Here is a 23,899-nt window from a genome sequence, read left to right as displayed (position 1 = left end):
CTATGCCTTAAAATTATTATACTTGTTCATGGCACTGTCTGCACCTTCCTTAATAATCGTGTCTACTATATCTAAAGTGCAATTTAATACTCCCTCGACTTTTTCCCTATCCTCTACATTAAATTTCCCAAGCACATGGGAAATCATATCCCTTTCCGCTTTTCCTACACCTAATTTTATTCTTGTAAAATCTTCATTTACTAAGTGATAAAGTATACTTTTTATACCATTATGGCCTCCTGAACTACCTTTTTTTCTTATTCTAATTCTTCCGACCTCTAAATCCACATCATCATATATTACTATTATATTTTCACTTTTTATTTTATAAAAGTTTGCTATTTCTCCAACACTTTCTCCACTTAAATTCATATATGTAAGAGGTTTTAGTAAAATAACCTTTTCACCATTTATAAAACCTTCTCCATACATTCCTTTAAATTTTGTCCTGTTTAAATCTATGTTATACCTACTGCTTATCTTGTCTATAGAATCAAACCCTACATTATGTCTTGTGTGTTCATATTCTCTTCCTGGATTTCCTAGTCCAACTATTAGATACATGTTATTTCCTCCATAATTTAAATAATGCGCTAATAAATATATTACACTAGGTAAAATAAATAATAAAGAGACCTTAAAGCCTCTTTATTATAATAATCCCCTGTTTTATTTAATTATTAGTTTTGTTTCTACATTTCTGAAAGAATTAAGTTCTTTGTTATAGTATTGCCACTTCTCCATATTTTTATTGATACAGTATCTCCAATTTTATGGTTATCTAATGCACCTGCTAGATCTTCATAAGAATTAATTTTAGTCTTCTCTACTTCTGTTATTATATCTGTTGGCTTTATTCCTGCATTACTAGCTCCTGAACCCTTTATAACTTCGCTTACATAAAACCCCTTAACCTCGCCATTTTTATAATTTACAGCCTGCCCTATTACACCTAATGCTGGTCTTTTAACCTTACCATAGTTCATAAGTGAATCAATAATAGCTTTAGCTTCATTACTTGCGATAGCAAAGCCCATGCCCTCTGCATTAGCCTCTGATCCTATCTTTAAGCTATTTATTCCTATTACCTCTCCATTTTCATTACAAAGAGCTCCTCCACTATTACCTGGATTTATTGCAGCGTCTGTCTGTAACACCTTATATATAGCTCCATCATATTGCATTTCTCTATTTAGTGCACTTATAATTCCTGAGGTAACAGACCCTGCAAATTCTTCCCCTAATGGATTACCTATAGCAATTGCTAAATCTCCTACTCTTACCTTAGAGGAATCTCCAAACTTAGCAGCTGGCAAATTAGTAGCCTCTATCTTAATGATTGCTAAATCCGATCTTTGATCTGCAGCTACTAGCTTAGCCGGAAAAACCTTTCCAGTAGATAGTTTTACAGTTACCTTAGATGCCCCACTTATAACATGGTAATTCGTTACTATATATCCATTAGGTTCAAATATTATTCCTGACCCACTTCCTTGCTCTATATCTCCCCAAAAAGTTTCTCCTTTATTATTTATACCAACTACAGCAGGTCCTACAGTTTCAGCTACATTTGTTATAGCATTTTTAGGCACTTCCTTAGTGGATACCTGAGTTTGCTGAATTATAGCATTCCCCTTATTACTTTGAGTAGCTTGATATTTCTCAACTATATAAGCTCCCCCCACTGCTCCAGATAAAGCTGAAATTACTATTATAGCTATAAGCTTGAAAATTTCACTACTGTATCTATTCTTCTTTTTAAATTTAATATTACCATTTCTTGAATCTACCTCTTCAAAACTCACATCAGTTACTTTATCATATTTATAATCATCCATCTGTAGTTACGCCCTCCAACTATATAATAATTATTATATGTTACTACTTACATACAATTTTATAGCATAATGCTATTGTTTATTTAACCTTAGCGTAAAGGTGAATTCTACTCCTCCTTCAGGTTTATTTCTAACCCAAATATCTTCACCTAGTTGAGTTAATATGCTTCGTACAATAGAAAGTCCTAATCCCGTACTAACTTTAGAAGACCTCGCTTTGTCAGCCTTATAAAATCTTGACCATATGTTTTTAATATCCGCTTCAGGTATACGCGGTCCACTATTATAAATTGAAACATGTACCTTATTATTCCTAACTTTAGTATTCACTTGCATTAATCCGGACTGATTAGAATACTTTATTGCATTATCTACTAAATTTGTAACCACTTGAGTAAGTCTGTCTTTATCACCTACTACATGTAAATCTTCATCATCTAAATACACTTCTACATTCAAGTCTTTTCCTTTTATCTTATTTTCTAGTTTTATAATAGTGATCCTTATTATCTCACTTATGTTTACATCTCCTATATTAAGCTTAAGTTCCCCTGCCTCAATTGCAGAAAGATCTAAAAGATCATTCACAAGTCTTGCAAGTCTTTGCGTTTCATCCTGAGCCAACGAAAGATAGTAACTTTCCTTTTCTCTTGGTATAACCCCATCTAATATGGCTCCTATAAATCCCTTTATAGAAGTTAACGGAGTTCTGATCTCATGAGATACATTGGACATAAACTCTCTTCTATTCTCCTCTATTTTTTCAAGAGATTCCGCCATGGTATTAAAGGATTCTGCAAGAATTCCAATTTCATCTTTAGAGTTTAAGTGTACTCTTCTTTCAACTTCACCCTTAGAAATCTTGTCTGCTACGTAGTTTATTTTCCCAAGAGGCTTTATAATTATCTTTTGGCAAAAATAATAAATAATAAATCCTGATCCCATTATGGCAAGTATTGCAGCTAGCCATATTATTTCATAAACCCTTTCTAGAGGCTCCTTAATTTCGTTAAGTGAGGTATGCATAATTATAGACCCTTTAAATACATTACTATGAAAAATTGGAATTATAAAAGTGTGTACTTGCATTGGAAATATGTCTGATGACATACCCCTTTTTTCTACACTGTTTCCACTTCTAAGGTCACTTAATTCATCTGTAAGCACTTGTTTGCCTATTATCCTTTTATGCTCATCATTTGAAACGCTATATACTATTCCATAGTTATCTGTAAGCCATATACTGGTAGATAAATAACTGCCAATATTGCTAATCATCTCTTCAATTCTTTCATGAGTAGCATTTCCTTCTAAGTATTTTATAGCAATTTCACTTATAAATTGTGATTCGTTAGTTAACTGTTTTTTTCTTTCATTAAAATAGTAGCCTTCAAACCAATAAGACAAGAATGCAGCTGTTACTATGAAACTAACTGCTATAATAGCAGTAAAGGTAGCTACCATTTTAGGGAAAAGTCCCTTTTTCATTTCTTATTTCACCTCAAACTTATATCCAACGCCCCAAACAGTTTCTATGCTCCAATTAGATCCACCTTGAAGCTTTTCCCTCAATCTCTTAACATGAACATCTACAGTTCTAGAGTCTCCAGGATAATCATATCCCCATACTTCACATAGGAGTTGCTCCCTTGTAAAAACTCTATTTTTGTTACTTGCCAAGTAGTGTAAAAGCTCGAATTCCTTTGGAGGCATTTTTACTTCCTCACCCTTGTATATTACATTATAAGAATTGCTGTCAACCATTAAATCTTCAAACTTTAATACTTCTTTATTTTCATTTTCCGAACTATATCTTCTAAGAACTGCTTTAATTCTCGCAAGTAATTCCTTAGGCTCAAAGGGTTTTACTATATAATCATCTGCTCCTAGTTCTAATCCTAAAACCTTATCAAAAGTCTCCCCTTTTGCTGTTAGCATTATTACAGGAATTTCAGAATCTTTTCTTATCCACTTAAGTACATCTACTCCATCTATATGAGGGAGCATTATATCTAACAACACCAACTCTGGCTTATACTCTAAAAAGGCTTCTTGTGCTTCTTTTCCGTCATTACTTACCCTAACTTCATATCCCGCATTTTCCAGGTACATTTTTATCACTTCACAAATATTATTATCATCATCTACTACCAATACCTTTGCTATTTTACCGTCCATCATTTTATGCTCCTCCTACCATATTTTATATTTTAAATTTATCATACACCATAATACTATTAATAGTATATATTTAAATTGTTACAAATTCTTTACCAAAGTTTATATTTTTAAATAAATTTTAAGAGGCATATATTACGGTAACTCGTAATATATACCTCTTATAAGTATCAAAGTTTTATTCTTCGAATAATTTACTTACTGATATTTCTTCATATATTCTTCTTATAGCTTCTGCAAATACAGGAGCTACAGATAACATCTTAAACTTATCACTCTTCTTATTTTCAGGAAGGGATATAGTGTTTAGCATTATAAATTCTTTTATAACAGATTCATTTATTCTCTCTATAGCAGGGCCTGATAATACGGAATGAGTACAACAAGCATATACTTCTTTAGCTCCCATTTTCATCAATGCACTAGCTCCATTAGTAATAGTTCCTGCTGTATCTATCATATCATCAACTAGTATGCAAGTTTTATCTTTTATATCTCCGATTATGTGCATAATTTCTGATACATTTGGCTTTGGTCTTCTCTTATCTATTATTGCAATTGGTGCATGAATTCTATCAGCAAACTTTCTTGCTCTAGTAACGCTACCTAAATCTGGGGAAACAACTACAACATCATCTCTTTCATCAAATCCATTTTGAGCAAAATATTTGCCAAGTATAGGAACCCCTAATAAGTGATCTACTGGTATATCAAAATACCCTTGAATTTGAGCCGCATGTAAGTCCATAGTTAAAACTCTATCTGCTCCTGCTGCAGTTAAAAGATCTGCAACAAGCTTTGAAGTAATTGGATCTCTAGCTTTAGCTTTTCTATCCTGTCTTGCATATCCGTAGTAAGGAATAACTGCTGTTATTCTTCCTGCTGATGCTCTCTTAAATGCATCTATCATGATTAAAAGTTCCATTAAATTATCATTTACTGGATCATTAGTAGACTGAATTATAAATGCATCTATACCTCTAACTGTTTCATTGATGTCTACACATATTTCTCCATCACTAAATTTACTTACATTTGCATCTCCTAGTGGCACTCCTAAAATTTCTGCTATATCCTTTGCAAGCTCAGGATGTGAATTTCCGCTAAAAATCTTAATACTTTTTCCGTGGCTTATCATTAGAAAGACCTCCTTAGAATTATTTACTAAATCCTTTTTTAATTACCCATTGTTCCTTATTTACTTGTTTTGCTCTTGCAATAGCTAACGCATCTTCTGGTACATTTTCAGTAATTGTTGAACCTGCAGCTATATAAGAATTATTTTTTACTTCTATAGGCGCTACTAGGTTAGTATTGCATCCTATGAATACATTGTTCCCTATAATAGTCTTATATTTCTTACTACCATCATAATTCACTACAACTGTACCGCATCCAAAATTACACTTACTACCTACCTCTGCATCTCCTATATATGTTAAGTGTGAAACTTTAGTATTATCTCCAATAATAGATTTCTTTATTTCTACGAAATCTCCTATTCTTGCAGACTTTCCTATTCTACTTTCTGGTCTTATATATGCAAAAGGACCTACTGTAGTATTTTCTCCTATACTACTTTCCAGTATAACTGAATTTTGTATAGTTACTTTATCGCCAATAGTACTACTTTGAATTCTAGAATTAGGATATAATATACATTCTTGACCTATTATAGTACTTCCTCCAATTACATTTCCCGGGTAAATAATCGTGCCATTTCCAATTATTACTCCAGGTTCAATATATGTGTTATTTGGATCTATTAAAGTAACACCATTTTCCATATGTTTATTATTTATTCTTTTTCTCATAATACTTTCTACTTCAGATAATTGAACTCTAGAATTTACACCCATAGTCTCTTCAAATTCTACTGGTAATGCACCAACCTTAAATCCTTTACTTTTTAATATTTCAATTACATCAGTTAAGTAGTATTCTCCTTGGGAATTATTATTTGACAATAATTCCAAACTTCCTAAAAGTTCATGTATATCAAAACAATACATACCTGCATTTATTTCATTGACTTTTAATTCTTCGTCATTACAATCCTTATGTTCTACTATTTTCCCTACTTCTTCATTTTCTTCTCTTATTATTCTTCCATATCCTGTTGGATCACTCACAATAGAAGTAAGTATAGTTGCTTTATATTTATCTTTTTCATGGAAAGAAATTAGATTTTTTATTGTATTAGATGTAATAAGTGGGGCATCCCCTGTAAATATAGCTACAGTGCCTTCCTTACCCTTTAAAAAGTCCTTTGCGCATTTTACTGCATGACCTGTCCCTAGCTGCTTATCTTGAAATGAATATGAAACTTTTCTAGATGAAGTGTCGTTTTTTACTTCATCTGCTCCTTTTCCAACGATTACATTTATGTCATCTACTTCTGCCTCTTTTAAGGTATCTATTACATGATTAACCATTTCTTTTCCGCACACTTTGTGAAGTACCTTTGGTAAGCTTGATTTCATTCTTTTTCCTTCACCAGCAGCTAATATTATAGCACAATTATACATTTTACCACCTCTTATAGGCACATTTTTACATTATTATATATAATAATATAACTTCTTACCTATTATTATATTTTATATGCATATCAATTGCAACATTGCCAAGCATATTCAGAAAATTTGACAAAATAAAAAGGAGTACTAATACTCCTCCTTTTTACTCTTCTGTAACGTCAGTAACTGCTTCATCCTTTACCTTTTCGTACTCATCTAAAATAGACTTTTGTATTTTTTCTCTTGTCTGAGTATTTATTGGATGAGCTATGTCTTTAAACTCTCCATCTGGGGTTTTTCTACTTGGCATAGCAATAAATAGTCCATTTTGTCCTTCTATAACTTTGATATCATGTACAACAAACTCATTATCAAAAGTTACGGACACAATGGCTTTCATTTTACCTTCAGCGGCAATCTTTCTAACTCTTACATCTGTAATTTGCATAAAAATCCACCTCCACGATGCTTATGATAATAATATTCTCTACGTTTTGTATTTTTCCTTCTTATTTTTTAAAAAAATATATAATTTTTAGAATATTTTACATTCTTATCTTCTTGGATACATTTAAGATAGCATTATCTTCTCCATCTAATCCTTCAAACTCAATAATGGATACATAATTATCTACTAACTTTTTATCCATTTCTATATTATCTATAAGTACACCAATGCCTACCAAATTACTTTCAAATTCTTTTAGTAAATTCATTATTCCAAGGGCAGTTCCACCAGCTTTCATGAAATCATCAATAAAAATACAATTACTTCCCTTATTAATAGTTCTTTTAGATAAAGTCATGTTTTGTATTCTATTAGTAGAACCTGATACATAATTTATACTCACTGTCGGTCCTTCTGTCACCTTATTTTCCCTTCTCACAACTACTAATTGAACCCCAAGCATTTTAGCCACTTCATAAGCTAACGGAATACCTTTGGTTTCTACAGTCACTACATAATTTACACCTTTATTATTAAATGAAGATGCTAATATTTTTCCAGCTTTACTAATTACATCCGGATTAAACATTAAATCTGTAACGTAGAGAAAATTCCCTGGTATTATTCTTTCTCTATCTTTTAAAATCATGCATAATTCTTCAGCAAATTTTAGACTTTCTTCCTCAGAAACTCCTCCTATGTATCTTACTCCACCAGCTGCCCCTGGTATAGTTTCTATTCTCCCCAAAGAAAGCTTTAATAAAATTTCCTTTATTGCAATTAAATCTTCGCTTACAGTAGATTTCGCGGCATTAAACATTTCAGTAAATCTATTCAAGTTTATTATCTTATTGGGATTTTCTATAAGTATTTTAGTAATAGCAGAAATTCTTTGATTTCGTGTAAATTTTTCCATATATATCACCTAACTATATTAATTACGATTATTCTTTATTAAATATTTCCTATTATTCATATTCTATTCTAAAAATAGAATATAATCAATGATATAGTAAAAATAAAAAATTTTTTAAGTGTTTTTTTAATGCTTTTTTGTATATAATTATTAGATGGAATGAAATTTACGAGGAGTTGAGCAAATTGCTACTTGATTTAGAAAAATACAAAGACAAACCTATACACTTTATAGGTATAGGCGGAATAAGTATGAGCGGTCTCGCTGAGATACTTTTAGAAAAAAATTATATTGTATCAGGATCAGATATGAATAAATCTAATATAACTGACAAACTTGAATCCATAGGTGCAAAAGTTTATATAGGCCATGAATCCAAAAATGTTGAACATGCAGGCTTGATAGTATATACTGCAGCGATTTCTGAAGATAATCCAGAACTTATAAAAGCAAAAGAACTTAATATACCTTTAATGGATAGAGCAGAGTTTTTAGGAAAGCTTATGAAAGGTCATAAATACAATATAGCTATATCTGGAACTCATGGTAAAACTACAACTACATCCATGATAACCCATATATGTCTAAAGGCTGATTTGGATCCTACTATATTGGTTGGTGGCAATTTAGATATTATAAACGGAAATGTAAGAACAGGAAAAAGCGAATATTTTATAACAGAAGCTTGCGAGTATAAGGCTTCATTTTTAAAGTTTTATCCTTATATAGGTACAATCCTAAACATCGATGCTGACCACTTAGATTATTATAAAGATATACAAGATATACAAGATACATTTGTAAAATTTGCAAAGCTTATACCGCAAGAAGGTTACTTAGTTGCTTATGCTGAAGATCCTCATATGGAGCCAGTATTACAGGCTTGTAATGCCAATATATTAACTTACGGAATAGACAAGGGTGACGTAGTTGCTAAAAATATAACTTATAACGAAAAAGCTTGTGCATCTTTTGATGTATTTCAAAATAACAATAAATTATTTTCAGTAAACTTAAATGTACCTGGCAAACACAATCTTTTAAATTCCCTATCAAGTATATGCATAGCACTTATACTTGATATACCTTATGAAGATATAAAGCTTGGAATTGAAAGCTTTGGCGGTGCTCATAGAAGATTTGAACTCAAAGGCACTAAAAATGGTATTACAGTTATAGATGACTATGCACATCACCCTACAGAAATCAAAGCTACACTAAAAGCTGCTAAAAATTATCCTCATAATAAAGTTATATGTATTTTTCAACCCCATACTTATACAAGAACTATAACCTTATTTAATGAATTCACTGAATGCTTTTATGATGCAGATGAAATAATCTTAGCAGACATTTATGCCGCAAGAGAAAAAGATACTGGGATAGTGAGTTCTTTAATGCTTGGTGATGCATTAAGGTTAAAGAATTTAAACTGCAAAAACTTTCATAGCTTTGAAGAAATATTAACTTACCTAAATGGTTCTTTAAATGAAGGTGATTTAGTCTTAACAGTTGGAGCAGGAGATGTATATAAAATCGGAGAAGATTTTTTAAATAAATAATTGAAAAATAAAAAGTGTAAAACACCTCTAAGCTGGTAACAATAAATATAACAGTACTAGGAGGTGTTTTTCGTGAGAAATTTTTTAATTTCTACTGCTGTAAACATAGTATTGATATTTATATCTTACTTTTTATTTAAAAAACTAATAAGTGGACCTACTCGCCATAAAATATATGAAAAAATCTTTAGTTCCTTTGCTAAATTTGTAATATCTATCTTTCTAATAACTGTAGTAATAACAAGTGTTAGTGCGTTAGTACTTTATAAAACAAGGTTTATTGCTTATATAAATGTAATAGCACCTGCTTTAGTCTCTATATTAGTTGGATTTGTCATGTCACTAGTTCCTACTCGAGGTATAGGTGATAAAGAGAAAAAGTAATTTTATTAAAAAAGAAAGTTGGTTTTCACCAATTTTCTTTTTTTAATAAAATTTCTTCTTGAAATTCTTTAAAATTTCTTTTATAATATATTTTGTTATCGGGGTGTAGCGCAGATGGGAGCGCGCGTGGTTTGGGACCATGAGGTCGCAGGTTCAATCCCTGTCACCCCGACCAGAGGACTACCAAATGGTAGTCCTTTTTTTATTATAAAAATACTTTTCTATTCTATACCCTATATGTAATTAATAAATAATTTCCATTTAATAAGTGAATAATAATAAATATTATTCATTTATTTTATTTTATTTTATTATAAAAGCATCATTAACTACATATATAAAGGGGTGTTTATTAATGCACAAGTCCTATCAAGATTTATTTAAGAAACTAGTAAAAGCTCACTACGACGGTAATTTAAAAATTGAAATTAATAGTTTATTTTCTGATCCAGAAGTTAATAAGGATAAATTAGGTAGAGTCATATCTTCATTGTGCGGTGTAGAAGTAAAATTTGATGATAATTATATAGATAATCTTACAAAGGCTATAGAAAACTATTCCCCTTCTCAAAGAGTGGTATTTAAAATAGAAGACTGTATAGATGACTGTAAAAATCCAGAAGATTGTCTCTGTCATCAAGCCTGTCCCATTAGTGCTATTCTTTCAGATCCTACAAACAAGAAAATATACATAAATGATGAATTATGCTTGGATTGCGGTATGTGCATAGACAGTTGTCCTGAAGGAACTATATTAGATAACTCTGAGTTTATTCCTTTAATTAGCTTACTAAAGAGTGGCGCTCCAGTAATTGTTAGTGTTGCCCCTGCTATTGTAGGACAATTTGGTGAAGGCGTAACAATACATAAATTAAGAACAGCTTTTAAGAAAATGGGCTTCTCAGATATGATTGAAACTGCATTTTTTGCAGATATGCTTACATTAAAAGAAGCTGTGGAATATGACCATTTTGTACAAGACGAAAAAGATTTTATGATTACTTCCTGTTGCTGCCCTATGTGGGTAGGAATGCTTAGAAAAGTCTATGCTGACTTGGTTAAACATGTATCTCCATCTGTATCTCCTATGATTGCATCTGGTAGAATTTTAAAAGCATTAAATCCAGATTGTAAAGTAGTATTTGTAGGACCTTGTATAGCAAAAAAAGCAGAAGCACGTGAAAAGGATATAGAAGGTGCCATTGATTTCGTACTTACCTTTGCAGAAGTAAAAGATATATTTGATGCACTAGGTATAGACCCTGATGAGCTACAGGAAGACGAATGCTCTGAGTATGCTTCTCGTGGAGGTAGGTTATATGCACGTACAGGAGGAGTCTCTTTGGCTGTAGGCGAGGCCATAGAGAGACTATTTCCCGAAAAATATAAATACTTAAAAACTGTTCAAGGCAATGGAGTACGTGAATGTAAAGAATTGCTTAATAAATTAAAGGATGGAGAGTTTACAGCTAATTTTATTGAAGGAATGGGCTGTATCGGAGGATGTGTTGGCGGACCTAAAGCATTACTTCCCCATGAACAAGGTAGAGAACTAGTAAATAGTTTTGCAGATAAATCAGAAATTAAAGTAGCTATAGATAGTGAGTGCATGGGTGCACTTCTTCAGAAAATAGATATAAACTCAATAGAGGATTTTAAAGATAACGTTAAGATAAGAATATTTGAACGTGAATTTTAAATGATATATTTCATTACTTCATGCTATAATAGGATTACTATAAAACTATTGTAGAGAGGATGAAATAAATGTTTAAGGATATTAAGGCCGCTATATTTGATATGGATGGTACTTTAATTGATTCCATGTGGATATGGAATAATATAGATGTAGAATACCTAAAAAAACATAATATAACCATTCCTTCAGATTTAAAAGAAAATATAGAGCACTTAAGTTTTAGTCAAACTGCACAGTATTTTAAAGACAGATTTTCTCTTGAATCTTCCATAGAAGAAATAACAGATGAATGGAATAATATGGCCCTAAATCAATACATCAATGATGTAACTCTTAAACCTGGAGCTAAGGAATTCTTGGCACTGCTTAAATCTAATAATATTAAGATTGGTCTAGCTACAAGCAATTGTGATATGTTACTACAGGCTGCCTTGAAAAGCACAGGCATATATGACTACTTTGACTGCATCACCACTACTGGGGAAGTTTCAAGGGGCAAGAATTTCCCAGATGTATACCTGCTTTGTGCAGAACGACTTGAAGTATCTCCTGATAACTGTATTGTATTCGAAGATATACTTCCTGCAGTAATAGGTGCTAAAGCTGCAGGGATGAAAGTAGTCGCAGTTCATGATTTATATGCTGAGCCTCAAAAGGAAGACTTAATGTCTTTAGCAGACTTATATATATATAAATATGACGACTTGATTGAAGCTGTTTAATAAAAACTCGTGCAAAGTCACGAGTTTTTTGTATATAAAAAACTTACATGAATAAAATATAATTATAAATAATTATATGGAGGCCCATATGTTTGCCTTTCTATTTATAATTCTTCTATGTCTATCACTTTATATTTCCTATTACTTTAATAATAAAGTTTATATTCAAAAAAGGCAGATAATGGTACTTAAGAAGCAATATGAAGAGCTTAAAGAATCCTGCAATGCAGAAGATAAAGCCTTAAATACTATAGTAATAAAATACCGGACACCTATTTACTCTAAAGTAAAAATTATGAGTTTTACTTATATTCATCTATCACCTTTAAATGACTCCCCTGTACTCTTCACTTTAAATCCCGAAACTATAATAAATGTGATAGACATGGGAGAAATACATGATATCCTTTGGCTTGAAGTCTTTTTCCCTCAAGAGGAAAGAATTAATAATAAGGGATGGATTTTAGAATCGTCCATATGCTGGATCACAGAAGATAACCTAGACACTATACCTGATATAACTACTCTATAATTTTTATAGGGTAGTTCTATTATTGTATTATTCATTATGGTATACTACAAAAGTATTAAATATCGAGGAGGTTTTTTAATGGCAAGTAAGTTTTATTTATATAAAGGTCGCGGAAGAAAATCTGAGGCAGGTCATCCTTGGATATATTCTAATGAAATTGAAGGCTATGATGGAGAATACGTAAATGGTGATATTATAGAAGTTTATAATTTTAGAAATGAATTTATAGGCAAGGGCTATATAAATGATGCATCAAAAATCGCTATCCGTATAATGACTAGAGATATCAATGAGGAAATAGATGAAGATTTCTTTAGAAAAAGGTTAAAAAATGCATGGGAATATAGAAAAAAAGTAATAGATACTTCTAGTTGCAGATTTGTATTTGGTGAAGCAGACTTTTTACCAGGACTTATAATAGATAAATATGAAGATTATTATGTGATACAATCACTTGCCTTAGGTATAGATAAATATAAAGATATAGTAGTGAACATATTGAAAGAAGAATATGGTGCAAAGGGAATATACGAAAGAAGTGACGTTAGAGTCCGTGAATTAGAAGGAATGGAACAAACAAAGGGATTTCTTACAGAACCTTTTGACACTAATGTGATAATAACAGAAAATGGAGTTAAATATCACGTTGACTTGGAAAATGGTCAAAAGACAGGATTTTTCCTTGATCAAAAGGAAAATAGAAATGCAATACATAAACTTTGTAATGGTGCAGATGTATTAGATTGTTTTACTCATACAGGTTCCTTTGCGCTTAATGCCGGCATCGCTGGGGCTAAAAGCGTACTTGGCTTGGACATATCAGAACTAGCTATAAAGGATGCCACTAAAAATGCAGAACTTAATGGTCTTTCAGATATTGTAAAGTTTGAATGTCATAATGCTTTTGATGTTTTAAATAAATGGGCAAAAGAAGGAAGAAAATATGATGTAGTTATATTAGATCCTCCTGCCTTTACAAAATCCCGCTCCACTATAGATGGTGCAGTAAGAGGATATAAAGAAATTAACTTGAGAGGAATAAAAATGGTTAAACCCGGTGGTTTCTTTATGACTTGTTCCTGCTCTCATTTTATGAATCCAGAGTTATTTAAGGAAACCATAGCAGATGCTGCAAAGGATGCAAGAAGAACTTTACGCCAAGTAGAATTTAGAACTCAGTCTTCTGACCACCCTATATTATGGAATTCGGATGAATCCTATTATCTTAAATTTTATATATTCCAAGTAGTATAAGTATCAGTCTCTAGTAGTTGGGTGTAAGGGTATAGGATATATGAAAACCTTGCACAGCAAGGTTCATTAAAATCCTAATGCCTTTAGCCCAACACCTATAAAAATGTCCGCATTTTTATATTATTAGCCCATCTACATATTCGGGAACTATGTCTATTATATCTTTTTTGCAACAGTATATTAAATCCTCTTCTAAGTTAAGCTCTTTTATCCTCTTAAAGTGACTGGCATTTTCTATGAACTCTAAGTTCGGGTTTTCCTTATATAAATAATGAGCTGTTTTAGCTATATCAGTTAACTCTACATCTAAATCCTTAACTAGGCATTCTATTATGTAACCGCTGCATAAAAAATCATCTATAGAAAACTCCCCATAAGTTCCTGCATTTACCAACACTATATCATTATTGAATTCTCCGAGCTTTTCCGCTACAGCCTTAGCATTTATTAAAGCTCCTATCAATATATTCCTTGCTCCCTCACTTCCTTTAATTGCTCTGGTTCCATTACTAGTAGTTATTACTATCACTTTATCTTTAACCATCTCGCATGTATATTCTAGCGGAGAGTTAGAACAATCAAATCCTTCTATCTTCAAGGCCTTTCTCTCTCCACCCAGTATATGTTTTTCTTTAGCCTTATTTACTATGTTTAATGCTTCTTCTATAGAAACCACTGGAATAACCTTATTACATCCATTATTTATTGCTGTTACTATAACCGAAGTAGCTCTTAGCATATCTATCACCACTACGGATTTATCAATAACTTTCTCTTTTTTTATATCATCTGCCGATATTATTAAGTCCACTTTCATTTTAACACCTCTATCTAAACTCTTTCTTTCCAAAGTAGGAATACTACATAAAAAACTATTGCATCCTTAAAATTTCTCAAATCAAAGTTTGTATCCTTATATATTTTATCTAGCCTATATATTAGAGTATTTCTATGTATATAAAGATTTTTTGCAGTATCGCTTATATTCAAACCACAGTTTATAAACTCTTCTATAGTAACAATTATTTCTTTATCTAAGTTATCAAACTTATTTTTAAACATTTCTTTTATTTCATTCTTCATATTTATTGAAATAGCATCAACTATCTCCTCGAAAAATAATTTATCACTAAACAATACACCTTCCGGAACTTGAAATTTCTTTTTTAGGTATAACGTTTTTTTTCCATTACTATAAGCCCTCTTTAAAGAAAGGATACTTCTTATATTTATCCCAACACTTACCGCACAATCACAATATAATTCCATCATAATGGAATTCCTTATACTTTCTGCATGCTCCATAACGTCTTCGAAATTTCCCAAAATTATAACATTGCCTTCGTGGTATATGGGAATTACATCTTCACTATTATATGTTTCTTTTATAATTGCTAAGATTTCTTTATACTTATCTATTACATCAAATACTAACAGCGAACTATTATTAAATATATATGGAATGACTTTTTTTGCATCTTCTTCTCGAATATCATTTCCAACCAAAATTTCCCTTAATAAATTTTCTCTTTTATTACTAACTTCCCTTAAGTTATATTCTATTGTAAATTTAAGTAAAGGTGCATACATGTAGTTTTTCTCGTCTAGCTCTAATACGGCCCTACTATCAGATAAATTTAAATCCATGCTCATCAGACGTGTTTTATTAGTAATGCCAATAAAAGATATCCCCATTGTCTTACAGTAAAAATTAAATTTAATATTTGACCCATTAGAAAGCTCCACTAAAAAACTATCTATATTATGCACCTTTAACTCCCCCTAAAATATGGTTAACTCACTTTCTTTATCAAACAAGTGTATATTTTGAGGCAATAAAGCAATGGTTACTTTATCTCCTGATTTTGATTTTGATGAACCATTTACTCTTGCAGTAAAACTATGATTTTCCTTACTTAAATATAAATAAGTTTCAGCACCCATGAGTTCTGTTACTTCTACATCAGCAGAAAACACTGAACCTGGGTAAGTTTTAATTAGTTCTTCTTTATCACTTAAATGTTCTGGTCTTATACCCATAACCACTTCTTTGCCTATATATGCCCTATCTTTTATTATTTTAGCTTTATCCTGTGGCAATAGTACTTTATCTTGCCCAAATACTACATAAGCTTTGCCTTCAATTTCCTCAATCTTAGAATCTATAAAATTCATTTGGGGACTTCCTATAAATCCTGCTACAAACATATTCACTGGATGCTCATATATGTTTTGAGGATTATCCACTTGCTGTATTATACCATCCTTCATTACCACTATTCGCGTACCTAAAGTCATGGCTTCTGTTTGATCATGAGTTACATATATAAAAGTAGTCTGTAACTTTTTATGCAGCTTTGCTATTTCTGTTCTCATTTGAACTCTAAGTTTTGCATCTAAGTTAGATAAAGGCTCGTCCATTAAAAATACTTTGGGATTTCTGACTATTGCCCTTCCCATAGCAACCCTTTGTCTTTGCCCACCTGATAATGCCTTCGGTTTTCTACTTAAAAGATGCTCAATATCAAGTATTCTCGCTGCTTCTTTAACCTTTTCATCTATCTCGCTTTTAGGAACCTTTCTAAGCTTAAGGCCAAATGCCATATTATCATATACAGTCATATGTGGGTAAAGTGCATAATTTTGAAATACCATTGCTATATCTCTATCCTTAGGAGCTGTGTCATTTACAAGTTTATCCTCTATATATAATTCTCCCTCACTTATTTCTTCCAGTCCTGCAACCATTCTTAAAGTTGTAGACTTACCACATCCTGAAGGTCCTACAAATACTATAAATTCCTTATCATTTATATCTAAGTTAAAATCCCTTACTGCTGTAACATTGCCTGGGTAAACTTTATACATATGTTTTAATGATAAACTAGACATATAATTCCCTCCTAATAACTTTTAATATATAATATTTTACCACCTAGGCAATATTAACTCAATTTACATAAATTACAAAATTATCAGTGATTTTTTGTATTATAATACAATCCCTGATATAAATTTCTTTCCTGAAGGTTTTTGTCTATACTATTTAATATCTCCCACTTTTTTAAACTCCACTGTGGGCCTATGAGAAGACTTCGAGGAGAATCTCCTGTAAGCCTATGTATGACAATATCTTCTGGAAGCATTGCAATTGCTTCACATATTATATCTATATACTCCTCTTGTTCTAAAAATTTTAACCTTCCTTCTTCATATAACTTTACCATAGGAGTGTCTTTCATTAAATGAAGAAGGTGGAACTTTATTCCTTGAATATCTTGATGTGATAGATATCTCACAGTTTCAAGCATATCTTCTTTTTTCTCCTCTGGAAGTCCAAATATTACATGTGTTACTACATCTATATTTCTTTTTCTAAGTTCATTTAAAGCTTTTTCAAATACTTCCAAAGAATACCCTCTATTAATTATTTTTTCTGTTTTTTCGTGAATTGTTTGTAATCCTAGTTCTACCCATAAGTACGTATTTTTATTGATTTCACTTAATAAATCTAAAACTTCTTCACTTAAACAATCAGGTCTAGTAGCTATAGCAAGTCCTATCACTCCATCTTCTATTAATGCTTGATTGTATTTCTCCCTTAACTCCTCTATAGGAGCGTATGTGTTAGTATATGCCTGAAAATATGCTATATACTTACCTTCCTTCCATTTGTTTTTCATCATTTCTTTTCTATCTTCAAATTGATCAGATATAGAAAATTTTCTATCCCCTGCAAAATCTCCAGAACCTCTGGCACTGCAAAATACACATCCCCCACTGCTGATGGTTCCATCCCTGTTAGGGCATGAGAATCCTGCATCTAATGATATTTTAAATATTTTACCTCCAAACTTATTTCTAAGAAAGTAATTTAAACTATTGTATCTTTTATCTCCAAAACCTATCATATATACACCTCTTGTTTTTCAAGTAATAAGGTACTCATAAACATTATAATTTATGAGTACCATCCTTTCAATTAACTCTACATCTTTGAAGGCTTAAATTCCTTTAAATCTAATTGCCATCTTCCTATATATTTGCCTATAGTTTTATCAGAATTTGTACGTGGAATAACCTCATAATTTAACACTTCCTCACTAAAAGAAGAATATACTATATCGACTTTATCTATGGGGTAGTTTTGCTCAAATTCATAAGGTATTAAATCTCCACCTTCACTTGCGTATAATCTTATGCATTTTCCTCCACCCTTCTTAGTATATTGCATAAGTATATATTTCTCATCTGATGAAAAAGTTAAAAAGTTTATTTTAGCATTTTCCAGTATATCAAGAGCTGTAATTTCCTTTCCTATAGGCTTTTCCCTTAAACCGCTTCCATCTGCACCTCCTTGGCCTTGGCCCTGACCTCCTTGACCTCCCTGTCCTCCTTCATTTTTTCCTCCCTGTGTTGGCATACTTTCATCTACTCTTATAAGTCCAGCGAAAGAATATCTATCATTATATGTCGTTACTGCTATATCATATCCATGAAAGCTAAATGACATGGAGCCATAATTATCTTTAGGCACTAGTATCTTGTGAGTTCTTGCCTTGTCATCCTTTGAGAATGCGTAATTGGGCAGCCCTGCTGTGTCTATAATTAAATTTGACTCTACATTACTTTTACTTTTTAATCTTATTTGGCTTTTATCTGCTCTAGCTTCCTTTTCTGAAGTACTTTGTATATCTTCTATTTTATATTCCTTCTCTTCTTGTATTATTTTGATAGAATATTCATCTAAGGATGCATATGGTTCAGTTTCATTAGATCGAATGACTTTAATTTTAAAAATTCCTGAATTACCTACCTCATTAACTTCCTGCATACTATATCCTTTTATTTTCAATGGTTGCTTTTCTGTGCTTTTAGTTGTCTTAGATAACTTTTTTGAATAAAACTTGTTGGCCTTTTCATAATCCTCTTGCATTAAATACTTTATGTAATTTTCCGCAATGCTTTCTGCTGCTTTTATATCAAATTCCTTGGCAGGTTCTTCACTTTGCTTATTCTTAGAAGACATAAGCCCACAGCCACATAAAGATACGGTAACTAATAAGCTTAAAATTAGGCTGATACACTTTTTTATTTTCACGAGAATTCCTCCCTCCTCTTTTAATATAGTCTTTCACAAAAATAAATTTTTAGTTGAAAAATCATTTTTTTTCAAATTATATATATACATATATGGAAAAGTATTTAATAAAAGGAGAAGATATGATTAAAAAAATTATTACCACTTTACAAATTTCTGCAGTTTTTATAGGCACTATTGTGGGAGCTGGCCTGGCTTCTGGCCAAGAAATTAAACAATTTTTCTCAACTTATGGGTATAAAAGCTTTATAGGCATATGCATATGCTGTATGTTATATATATTCACTTATTATATAATAGTAAATTTATCTCAAAAGTATAATTTAAAATCTTATAACGACTTGATAATGCTTATAAGTCCAGGTTTACTTGGGAAAGCCACTCATATATTTACTACACTATTTTTACTTAGCAGTGCTTCAATTATTCTTGCAGGAAGTGGTGCCTTAATACATCAATACTTTAATGTTTCAAAATGGGTTGGACTTATTATTATGGCCTTTTTAGCAGTTATTTTTCTTCTTCGTGATACCAAAGGTCTTATAGAGGTAAACTCAATTATAGTTCCTTCGTTATTTTTAGTAATAATAACAGTATTTATACTATATCTTTTCTTTTACGATAACATGAGTATTTCCTATATAAAGAGTATTAAACCTTTTAAGTCTCCTTGGCTACTTTCCTGCCTTCTTTATGGCAGCTTTAACATATTATCATCTAGTGGCGTAATGGTACCTTTAAGCCGGGAAATAAACAACTTTAAAATTACTTATACAGGAATTGTAATTGGTGCTTTAGGGCTGACTATACTGTCATTAATAATAAATCTCTTGTTAATTTTAAATATTCCTTATATATTTAACTATGAAATTCCACTATTATATGTTTCAAATAGATTTGGAGGCGCAATTCAAGTAGCACTTTTAGCTATTATTTGGCTTGAAATGTTTTCTACTGAAGTTTCCGATGTATTTAGTGTAAGCAAAAATCTAGAGCAAAAATTTAAAATTCCTTATAAAAATGGATGTTTTATTATCCTAACTTTAGCCATTTTAATTTCTCAAATAGGTTTTGTAAAACTTATAACTTTTCTATATCCTGCCTTTGGAGTTGTGGGAATAATATTCATAGTTCAATGCTTTATATTTTATTTTAAAAATAAACGGATGTTTTAAAATAATACTATATGTTGTATAATTATGATTTATAATTATAACTAATGAGGTGTTTGATTTGATAAGTATACTTTCTGAGTGTAAACTATGCCCAAGAAATTGCAATGTAAATAGGTTAAATAATGAAAAAGGATTTTGCATGGCAAGTATAAATCCTAAGGTAGCACGAGTATCTTTACATCACTTTGAAGAACCTTGTATTTCTGGAACAAGTGGGTCTGGTACAGTATTTTTTTCAGAGTGCAACTTATCCTGTGTATTTTGTCAAAATCATTCAATTAGTGAAAACCACGTAGGAAAAGAAATATCTATAAAAAGACTTAGTGAAATTTTCTTAGAGCAGCAAGAAAGAGGTGCTCATAATATAAATCTTGTGACTCCTACTCATTATGTTCCACAAATAATAGAAGCTCTTGATATAGCTAAAGCTAACGGTCTTTGTTTACCTATAATATACAATACTAGTTCCTATGAGAGCTTAGAAACCATAAAATCCTTGAAGGGATACATTGATATATATCTGCCTGACTTAAAGTATTATAATGATAAGTTCGCCATAAAATACTCTAATGCTCCTAATTACTTTAAATATGCTTCACTAGCCATTGAAGAAATGGTAAACCAAACTGGTAAATGTGAGTTTTATGAAAATGGGATAATAAGAAAAGGTGTTATAATACGGCATATGATGCTGCCGGGACTTTTATTTGACTCAAAGAAAATAATAGATTACATTTATAATAAATTTAAGGATTTAGTATATGTTAGCATAATGAATCAATATACTCCTTTAAATAAAGCCAAAGATTATCCTGAAATAAACAAGCCTGTAAATCCTAAAATATATGAATCATTCGTAGATTATTGTATTTCTATAGGAATTACTCAAGGATTTATACAAGAAGAGGGTACAGTAAAAGAAAGCTTTGTTCCTAAATTTGATATGAGAGGCGTCTAAAAACCTGTAGATAATATTATCTACAGGTTTCTTGTATTTTTTATCTGCTTAGTCGTTACAATGTTCATCAATTTAAATAATATACATCCCAAAAATATAGCTCCTATTGCATCTACAAAATAGTGCTGCTTTATAAACAAAGTAGACATAATTATTAGCGTTGCCAGCACACTACAAGTTATTTTTACTGTTATACTTACTTTGTCGCTTGAATTTACATACATAGCAACTAACAATGAATTTAAAACATGGATACTTGGAAAACAGTTGTAAGGATTATCTCTTTGGTATATAAATGCCACCATCTGTGAGAAAACATCTATTTTTATTATTATGGGCCTTGGCACATGGGATGGATAGAAATAAAACACTCCATAGCTTATAAGCATTCCTATTGCTAAGCATGATAAGAGTTTGAAATAATTATCCTTATCTATTATACAAAGATATAACAGGAACCACGTTACATAGGCATACCACAGCATATATGGCACTACAAAAAAAGCATTAAAAGGAATGAGATCATCTATAAATGTATGCATAACAACTGATCTTACACTTGGTGTATTTAGAATAGGATATATCACGCTTATAATTGGAATTATTAAACTAAATACTGCTCGTTTCGATATTTCCTTCCATTTACAAAGGATTACATTATAAAGATGCTCCATAGGAAAGCTGCTGTAAATAAAATCTATTTACTGTAAAAGCAGCCTTCACCTCCCATTCATTATTATATTATATATTTAGCAAGTTCTCCTTTAAAGCCTTCTGTAACTTTCTTGAATTCTTGAATATTAGCGATAAGTTTCTTTAATTCATTAGTATAACTAGAAACATTAGCACTTACTTCTTCAGATGATGCCGAATTTTCCTCTGCAATAGCAGCTAAAGACTCTATATTTTCAAATACACTTGAAATTAAATTAGCTTCATTATTTAATTCATTAATAGTTTCTATCATAGAAGATGATACAGTTTTAACTGAATTAGTTGCTTCGTAACTTATATCCTTCACATTTTCTAAATTTTTAGTCTCTACTTCTAATATTACATATTGTGTATCTATTTCTTCAGAAAGTATTTTTGTTTGTTCTGCAAAACTAATTAGGTTAACATTAATCTCTTGTACAGCCTTTTTAGTTTCTTCCGCAAGCTTCCTTACCTCTTCTGCAACTACTGCAAAACCTCTCCCCTGCTCCCCTGCCCTTGCTGCCTCTATAGAAGCATTTAAAGCTAATAAGTTAGTTTGTTCAGATATTTCAGACACCATACATACAATATTTGTTATATCCTTAGCCTTATGTTGAAGTTCTATTCCTTTATTCCTAACCTGCTGAAACTTTTCAAGATTTAACATAATATTTTGGCTGCTATTTACTACATATTCATAGCTAGTATTAATTTTATTAATTGCCCTTTCAAGCTCTAACTTATTACTATTTTCACTGTTTACTATTTTCTTTAAATTTTGTATATTATCATTTAAAACCGCTACAGCATGTTCAGTGTTTTCAGCTTGATTTACAGCACTTTCTGCCACTTGCTCTACAACTCCAGATATTTCTTCTGATGTTTGATTCATAGAACTACTAATATTATTTATTCTATCTGCAAATGTATCCATTTCATCTGTAACACCTTTAAATCCAACAAAATCAGCTTTTATATTTCTTTTATATTGTTTTAAAAGTGTAAATACATCTTCGAAACTATCTCCAGTCACAATATCTCCGTCTTCTATGTATTTATTATTTACTATCTTTTGAATTTCTTCTTCTATTGCCTTCTTCGGTGCCATTAACATACTGCAAGTTATATAGGAAAGTACTCCATTTATAACTGGTATGGACAATGCTTTAAAAATATTATTTACTCCAATAAACCCTAGTGTGCTTATTAAAGATGTTATAAAAGTAATTATTCCTACCTTTACCCCCATATCCTTTATAAACCCCAAGGACATAATTTTATTAAATCTATACACTCTCTTATAATATATATCATTCTCAAAAGTTAATTTTAGTTTTAGAGAATTTTTATTTCTTTCAACTTCCTGTATTCTTATATTTTCCTTGAAAAATCTTATACTTCCTTCTGTAAGTCCTAAGAAATAATCAAACATTCCTCTATCAGATTTATAGTAAAATATAGCTTCATTATTTGAAATAGGTTCTATAGTAACCAAAGGCGGCTTTGCCCCTGGAAACTTCTTGGTCATTACTACATGCACATCAAACATTGACTTGAAAAACGAATATAAATTTTCATGTTCGAAAAATGCTGGAAAATCCTTATGAAATGCAGTAATGTTATCTATCCCTATATTTTTCCATAAATCCTTTTCACTTATATTATTTTCATTAGCTATATATTCTATTACTTTTTTTACTTTAATATCCTCTACAGTTTCTACTGGAGAAAATATTTTACTTCTGTTCCATCCCACTGCTTCCATAGCTTTATTTACTACCTCATCTTTATAAAGACTTCTGCAAGTTCTTAACCATGTAGCAACTACCGTCCCCTTCATTTACCTTCCCCCTAATAAACACTTTTATATAAATTATAACTTATCATCTATGTTTTTACAAAAAATAATAGGTTATA

Annotated in this window: 23 protein-coding genes and 1 tRNA gene; 9 read left to right on the top strand and 15 right to left on the bottom strand. The window is 31.0% G+C overall.

The features are described from left to right. From pth to purR, 8 genes are all read right to left on the bottom strand, one after another. Complete coding sequence (gene pth / locus DP68_RS04825) at positions 1-564, bottom strand: aminoacyl-tRNA hydrolase (RefSeq protein ID WP_035306866.1); 564 nt, start codon at positions 562-564, stop codon at positions 1-3. A 128-nt stretch (positions 565-692) separates the two neighbouring features. Then, positions 693-1,838, bottom strand: coding sequence for a trypsin-like peptidase domain-containing protein (locus tag DP68_RS04820; protein WP_035306863.1), 1,146 nt, complete (start codon positions 1,836-1,838; stop codon positions 693-695). Between the two features lie 72 nt (positions 1,839-1,910). Beyond that, positions 1,911-3,326 (bottom strand): ATP-binding protein, encoded by a 1,416-nt coding sequence (locus DP68_RS04815; RefSeq protein WP_035306861.1) that lies wholly within the window; start codon positions 3,324-3,326, stop codon positions 1,911-1,913. Between the two features lie 3 nt (positions 3,327-3,329). After that, positions 3,330-4,016 carry a response regulator transcription factor gene (locus tag DP68_RS04810; RefSeq protein WP_035306917.1) on the bottom strand — a complete coding sequence of 229 codons (687 nt, stop codon included), beginning with the start codon at positions 4,014-4,016 and terminating at the stop codon, positions 3,330-3,332. Positions 4,017-4,194: 178 nt separating this feature from the next. After that, complete coding sequence (locus tag DP68_RS04805; RefSeq protein ID WP_035306858.1) at positions 4,195-5,154, bottom strand: ribose-phosphate diphosphokinase; 960 nt, start codon at positions 5,152-5,154, stop codon at positions 4,195-4,197. Positions 5,155-5,173: 19 nt separating this feature from the next. Beyond that, positions 5,174-6,544, bottom strand: coding sequence for a bifunctional UDP-N-acetylglucosamine diphosphorylase/glucosamine-1-phosphate N-acetyltransferase GlmU (glmU, locus tag DP68_RS04800; RefSeq protein WP_035306854.1), 1,371 nt, complete (start codon positions 6,542-6,544; stop codon positions 5,174-5,176). A gap of 154 nt (positions 6,545-6,698) precedes the next feature. Beyond that, entirely contained in the window at positions 6,699-6,983 is a 285-nt protein-coding gene (gene spoVG, locus DP68_RS04795) for a septation regulator SpoVG (protein WP_035306851.1), read from the bottom strand. A gap of 97 nt (positions 6,984-7,080) precedes the next feature. Further along, positions 7,081-7,899, bottom strand: a complete 819-nt coding sequence (purR, locus tag DP68_RS04790) for a pur operon repressor (RefSeq protein ID WP_035306847.1) — start codon at positions 7,897-7,899, stop codon at positions 7,081-7,083. Positions 7,900-8,084: 185 nt separating this feature from the next. Here purR and murC point away from each other — a divergent pair, with 185 nt between their 5' ends. The 7 genes from murC to DP68_RS04755 all read left to right on the top strand — a co-directional run bounded on the left by murC (position 8,085) and on the right by DP68_RS04755 (position 14,052). Next, positions 8,085-9,461, top strand: a complete 1,377-nt coding sequence (gene murC, locus DP68_RS04785) for a UDP-N-acetylmuramate--L-alanine ligase (protein ID WP_035306843.1) — start codon at positions 8,085-8,087, stop codon at positions 9,459-9,461. A gap of 72 nt (positions 9,462-9,533) precedes the next feature. Beyond that, positions 9,534-9,845, top strand: coding sequence for a hypothetical protein (locus tag DP68_RS04780; RefSeq protein WP_035306840.1), 312 nt, complete (start codon positions 9,534-9,536; stop codon positions 9,843-9,845). 99 nt (positions 9,846-9,944) lie between these two features. Continuing rightward, a tRNA-Pro gene (locus tag DP68_RS04775) sits at positions 9,945-10,020 on the top strand. Between the two features lie 180 nt (positions 10,021-10,200). Next, on the top strand, positions 10,201-11,544 hold the full coding sequence (locus DP68_RS04770; protein WP_035306837.1) for a [Fe-Fe] hydrogenase large subunit C-terminal domain-containing protein: 1,344 nt from the start codon (positions 10,201-10,203) through the stop codon (positions 11,542-11,544). A gap of 68 nt (positions 11,545-11,612) precedes the next feature. Further along, positions 11,613-12,266, top strand: a complete 654-nt coding sequence (locus DP68_RS04765; RefSeq protein WP_035306833.1) for an HAD family phosphatase — start codon at positions 11,613-11,615, stop codon at positions 12,264-12,266. Between the two features lie 181 nt (positions 12,267-12,447). Continuing rightward, positions 12,448-12,798, top strand: coding sequence for a hypothetical protein (locus DP68_RS04760; protein ID WP_186431196.1), 351 nt, complete (start codon positions 12,448-12,450; stop codon positions 12,796-12,798). Positions 12,799-12,876: 78 nt separating this feature from the next. Then, entirely contained in the window at positions 12,877-14,052 is a 1,176-nt protein-coding gene (locus tag DP68_RS04755) for a class I SAM-dependent rRNA methyltransferase (RefSeq protein ID WP_035306828.1), read from the top strand. Between the two features lie 115 nt (positions 14,053-14,167). Here DP68_RS04755 and DP68_RS04750 read toward each other — a convergent pair whose 3' ends face one another. The 5 genes from DP68_RS04750 to DP68_RS04730 form a co-directional block, all read right to left on the bottom strand. After that, positions 14,168-14,869, bottom strand: a complete 702-nt coding sequence (locus DP68_RS04750; RefSeq protein ID WP_035306826.1) for a 2-phosphosulfolactate phosphatase family protein — start codon at positions 14,867-14,869, stop codon at positions 14,168-14,170. 14 nt (positions 14,870-14,883) lie between these two features. After that, on the bottom strand, positions 14,884-15,822 hold the full coding sequence (locus tag DP68_RS04745; protein ID WP_035306824.1) for a helix-turn-helix domain-containing protein: 939 nt from the start codon (positions 15,820-15,822) through the stop codon (positions 14,884-14,886). 12 nt (positions 15,823-15,834) lie between these two features. After that, entirely contained in the window at positions 15,835-16,944 is a 1,110-nt protein-coding gene (gene ugpC, locus DP68_RS04740) for a sn-glycerol-3-phosphate ABC transporter ATP-binding protein UgpC (protein WP_035306823.1), read from the bottom strand. An 83-nt stretch (positions 16,945-17,027) separates the two neighbouring features. Continuing rightward, the gene (locus DP68_RS04735; protein ID WP_035306822.1) at positions 17,028-17,963 is read right to left on the bottom strand and encodes a TIGR01212 family radical SAM protein; all 936 of its coding nucleotides are present in this window, start codon (positions 17,961-17,963) and stop codon (positions 17,028-17,030) included. Positions 17,964-18,040: 77 nt separating this feature from the next. Then, the gene (locus tag DP68_RS04730; protein WP_052085652.1) at positions 18,041-19,153 is read right to left on the bottom strand and encodes a hypothetical protein; all 1,113 of its coding nucleotides are present in this window, start codon (positions 19,151-19,153) and stop codon (positions 18,041-18,043) included. Positions 19,154-19,275: 122 nt separating this feature from the next. Here DP68_RS04730 and DP68_RS04725 point away from each other — a divergent pair, with 122 nt between their 5' ends. Next, a complete protein-coding gene (locus tag DP68_RS04725; protein ID WP_035306818.1) occupies positions 19,276-20,328 on the top strand; it encodes a transporter in 1,053 nt (350 codons plus the stop codon). Between the two features lie 58 nt (positions 20,329-20,386). Continuing rightward, a complete protein-coding gene (locus DP68_RS04720; RefSeq protein ID WP_035306816.1) occupies positions 20,387-21,286 on the top strand; it encodes a radical SAM protein in 900 nt (299 codons plus the stop codon). A 20-nt stretch (positions 21,287-21,306) separates the two neighbouring features. Here the strand turns inward: DP68_RS04720 and DP68_RS04715 are convergent, their stop codons facing one another. Together DP68_RS04715 and DP68_RS04710 are read right to left on the bottom strand one after the other, a co-directional pair. Continuing rightward, positions 21,307-21,960: a phosphatase PAP2 family protein gene (locus DP68_RS04715; RefSeq protein ID WP_052085651.1), complete on the bottom strand. Its 654-nt coding sequence runs from the start codon at positions 21,958-21,960 to the stop codon at positions 21,307-21,309. 62 nt (positions 21,961-22,022) lie between these two features. Beyond that, the gene (locus tag DP68_RS04710; RefSeq protein ID WP_035306813.1) at positions 22,023-23,822 is read right to left on the bottom strand and encodes a heme NO-binding domain-containing protein; all 1,800 of its coding nucleotides are present in this window, start codon (positions 23,820-23,822) and stop codon (positions 22,023-22,025) included. Between the last annotated feature and the right edge of the window lie 77 nt (positions 23,823-23,899).

Origin of the sequence: Clostridium sp. HMP27, from assembly GCF_000765165.1 — a bacterium.
Lineage (GTDB): Bacteria > Bacillota > Clostridia > Clostridiales > Clostridiaceae > Clostridium_AK.
The sequence above is the reverse complement of the archived record's forward strand: the minus strand, read 5'-3'. Positions and strand labels throughout refer to the sequence as shown.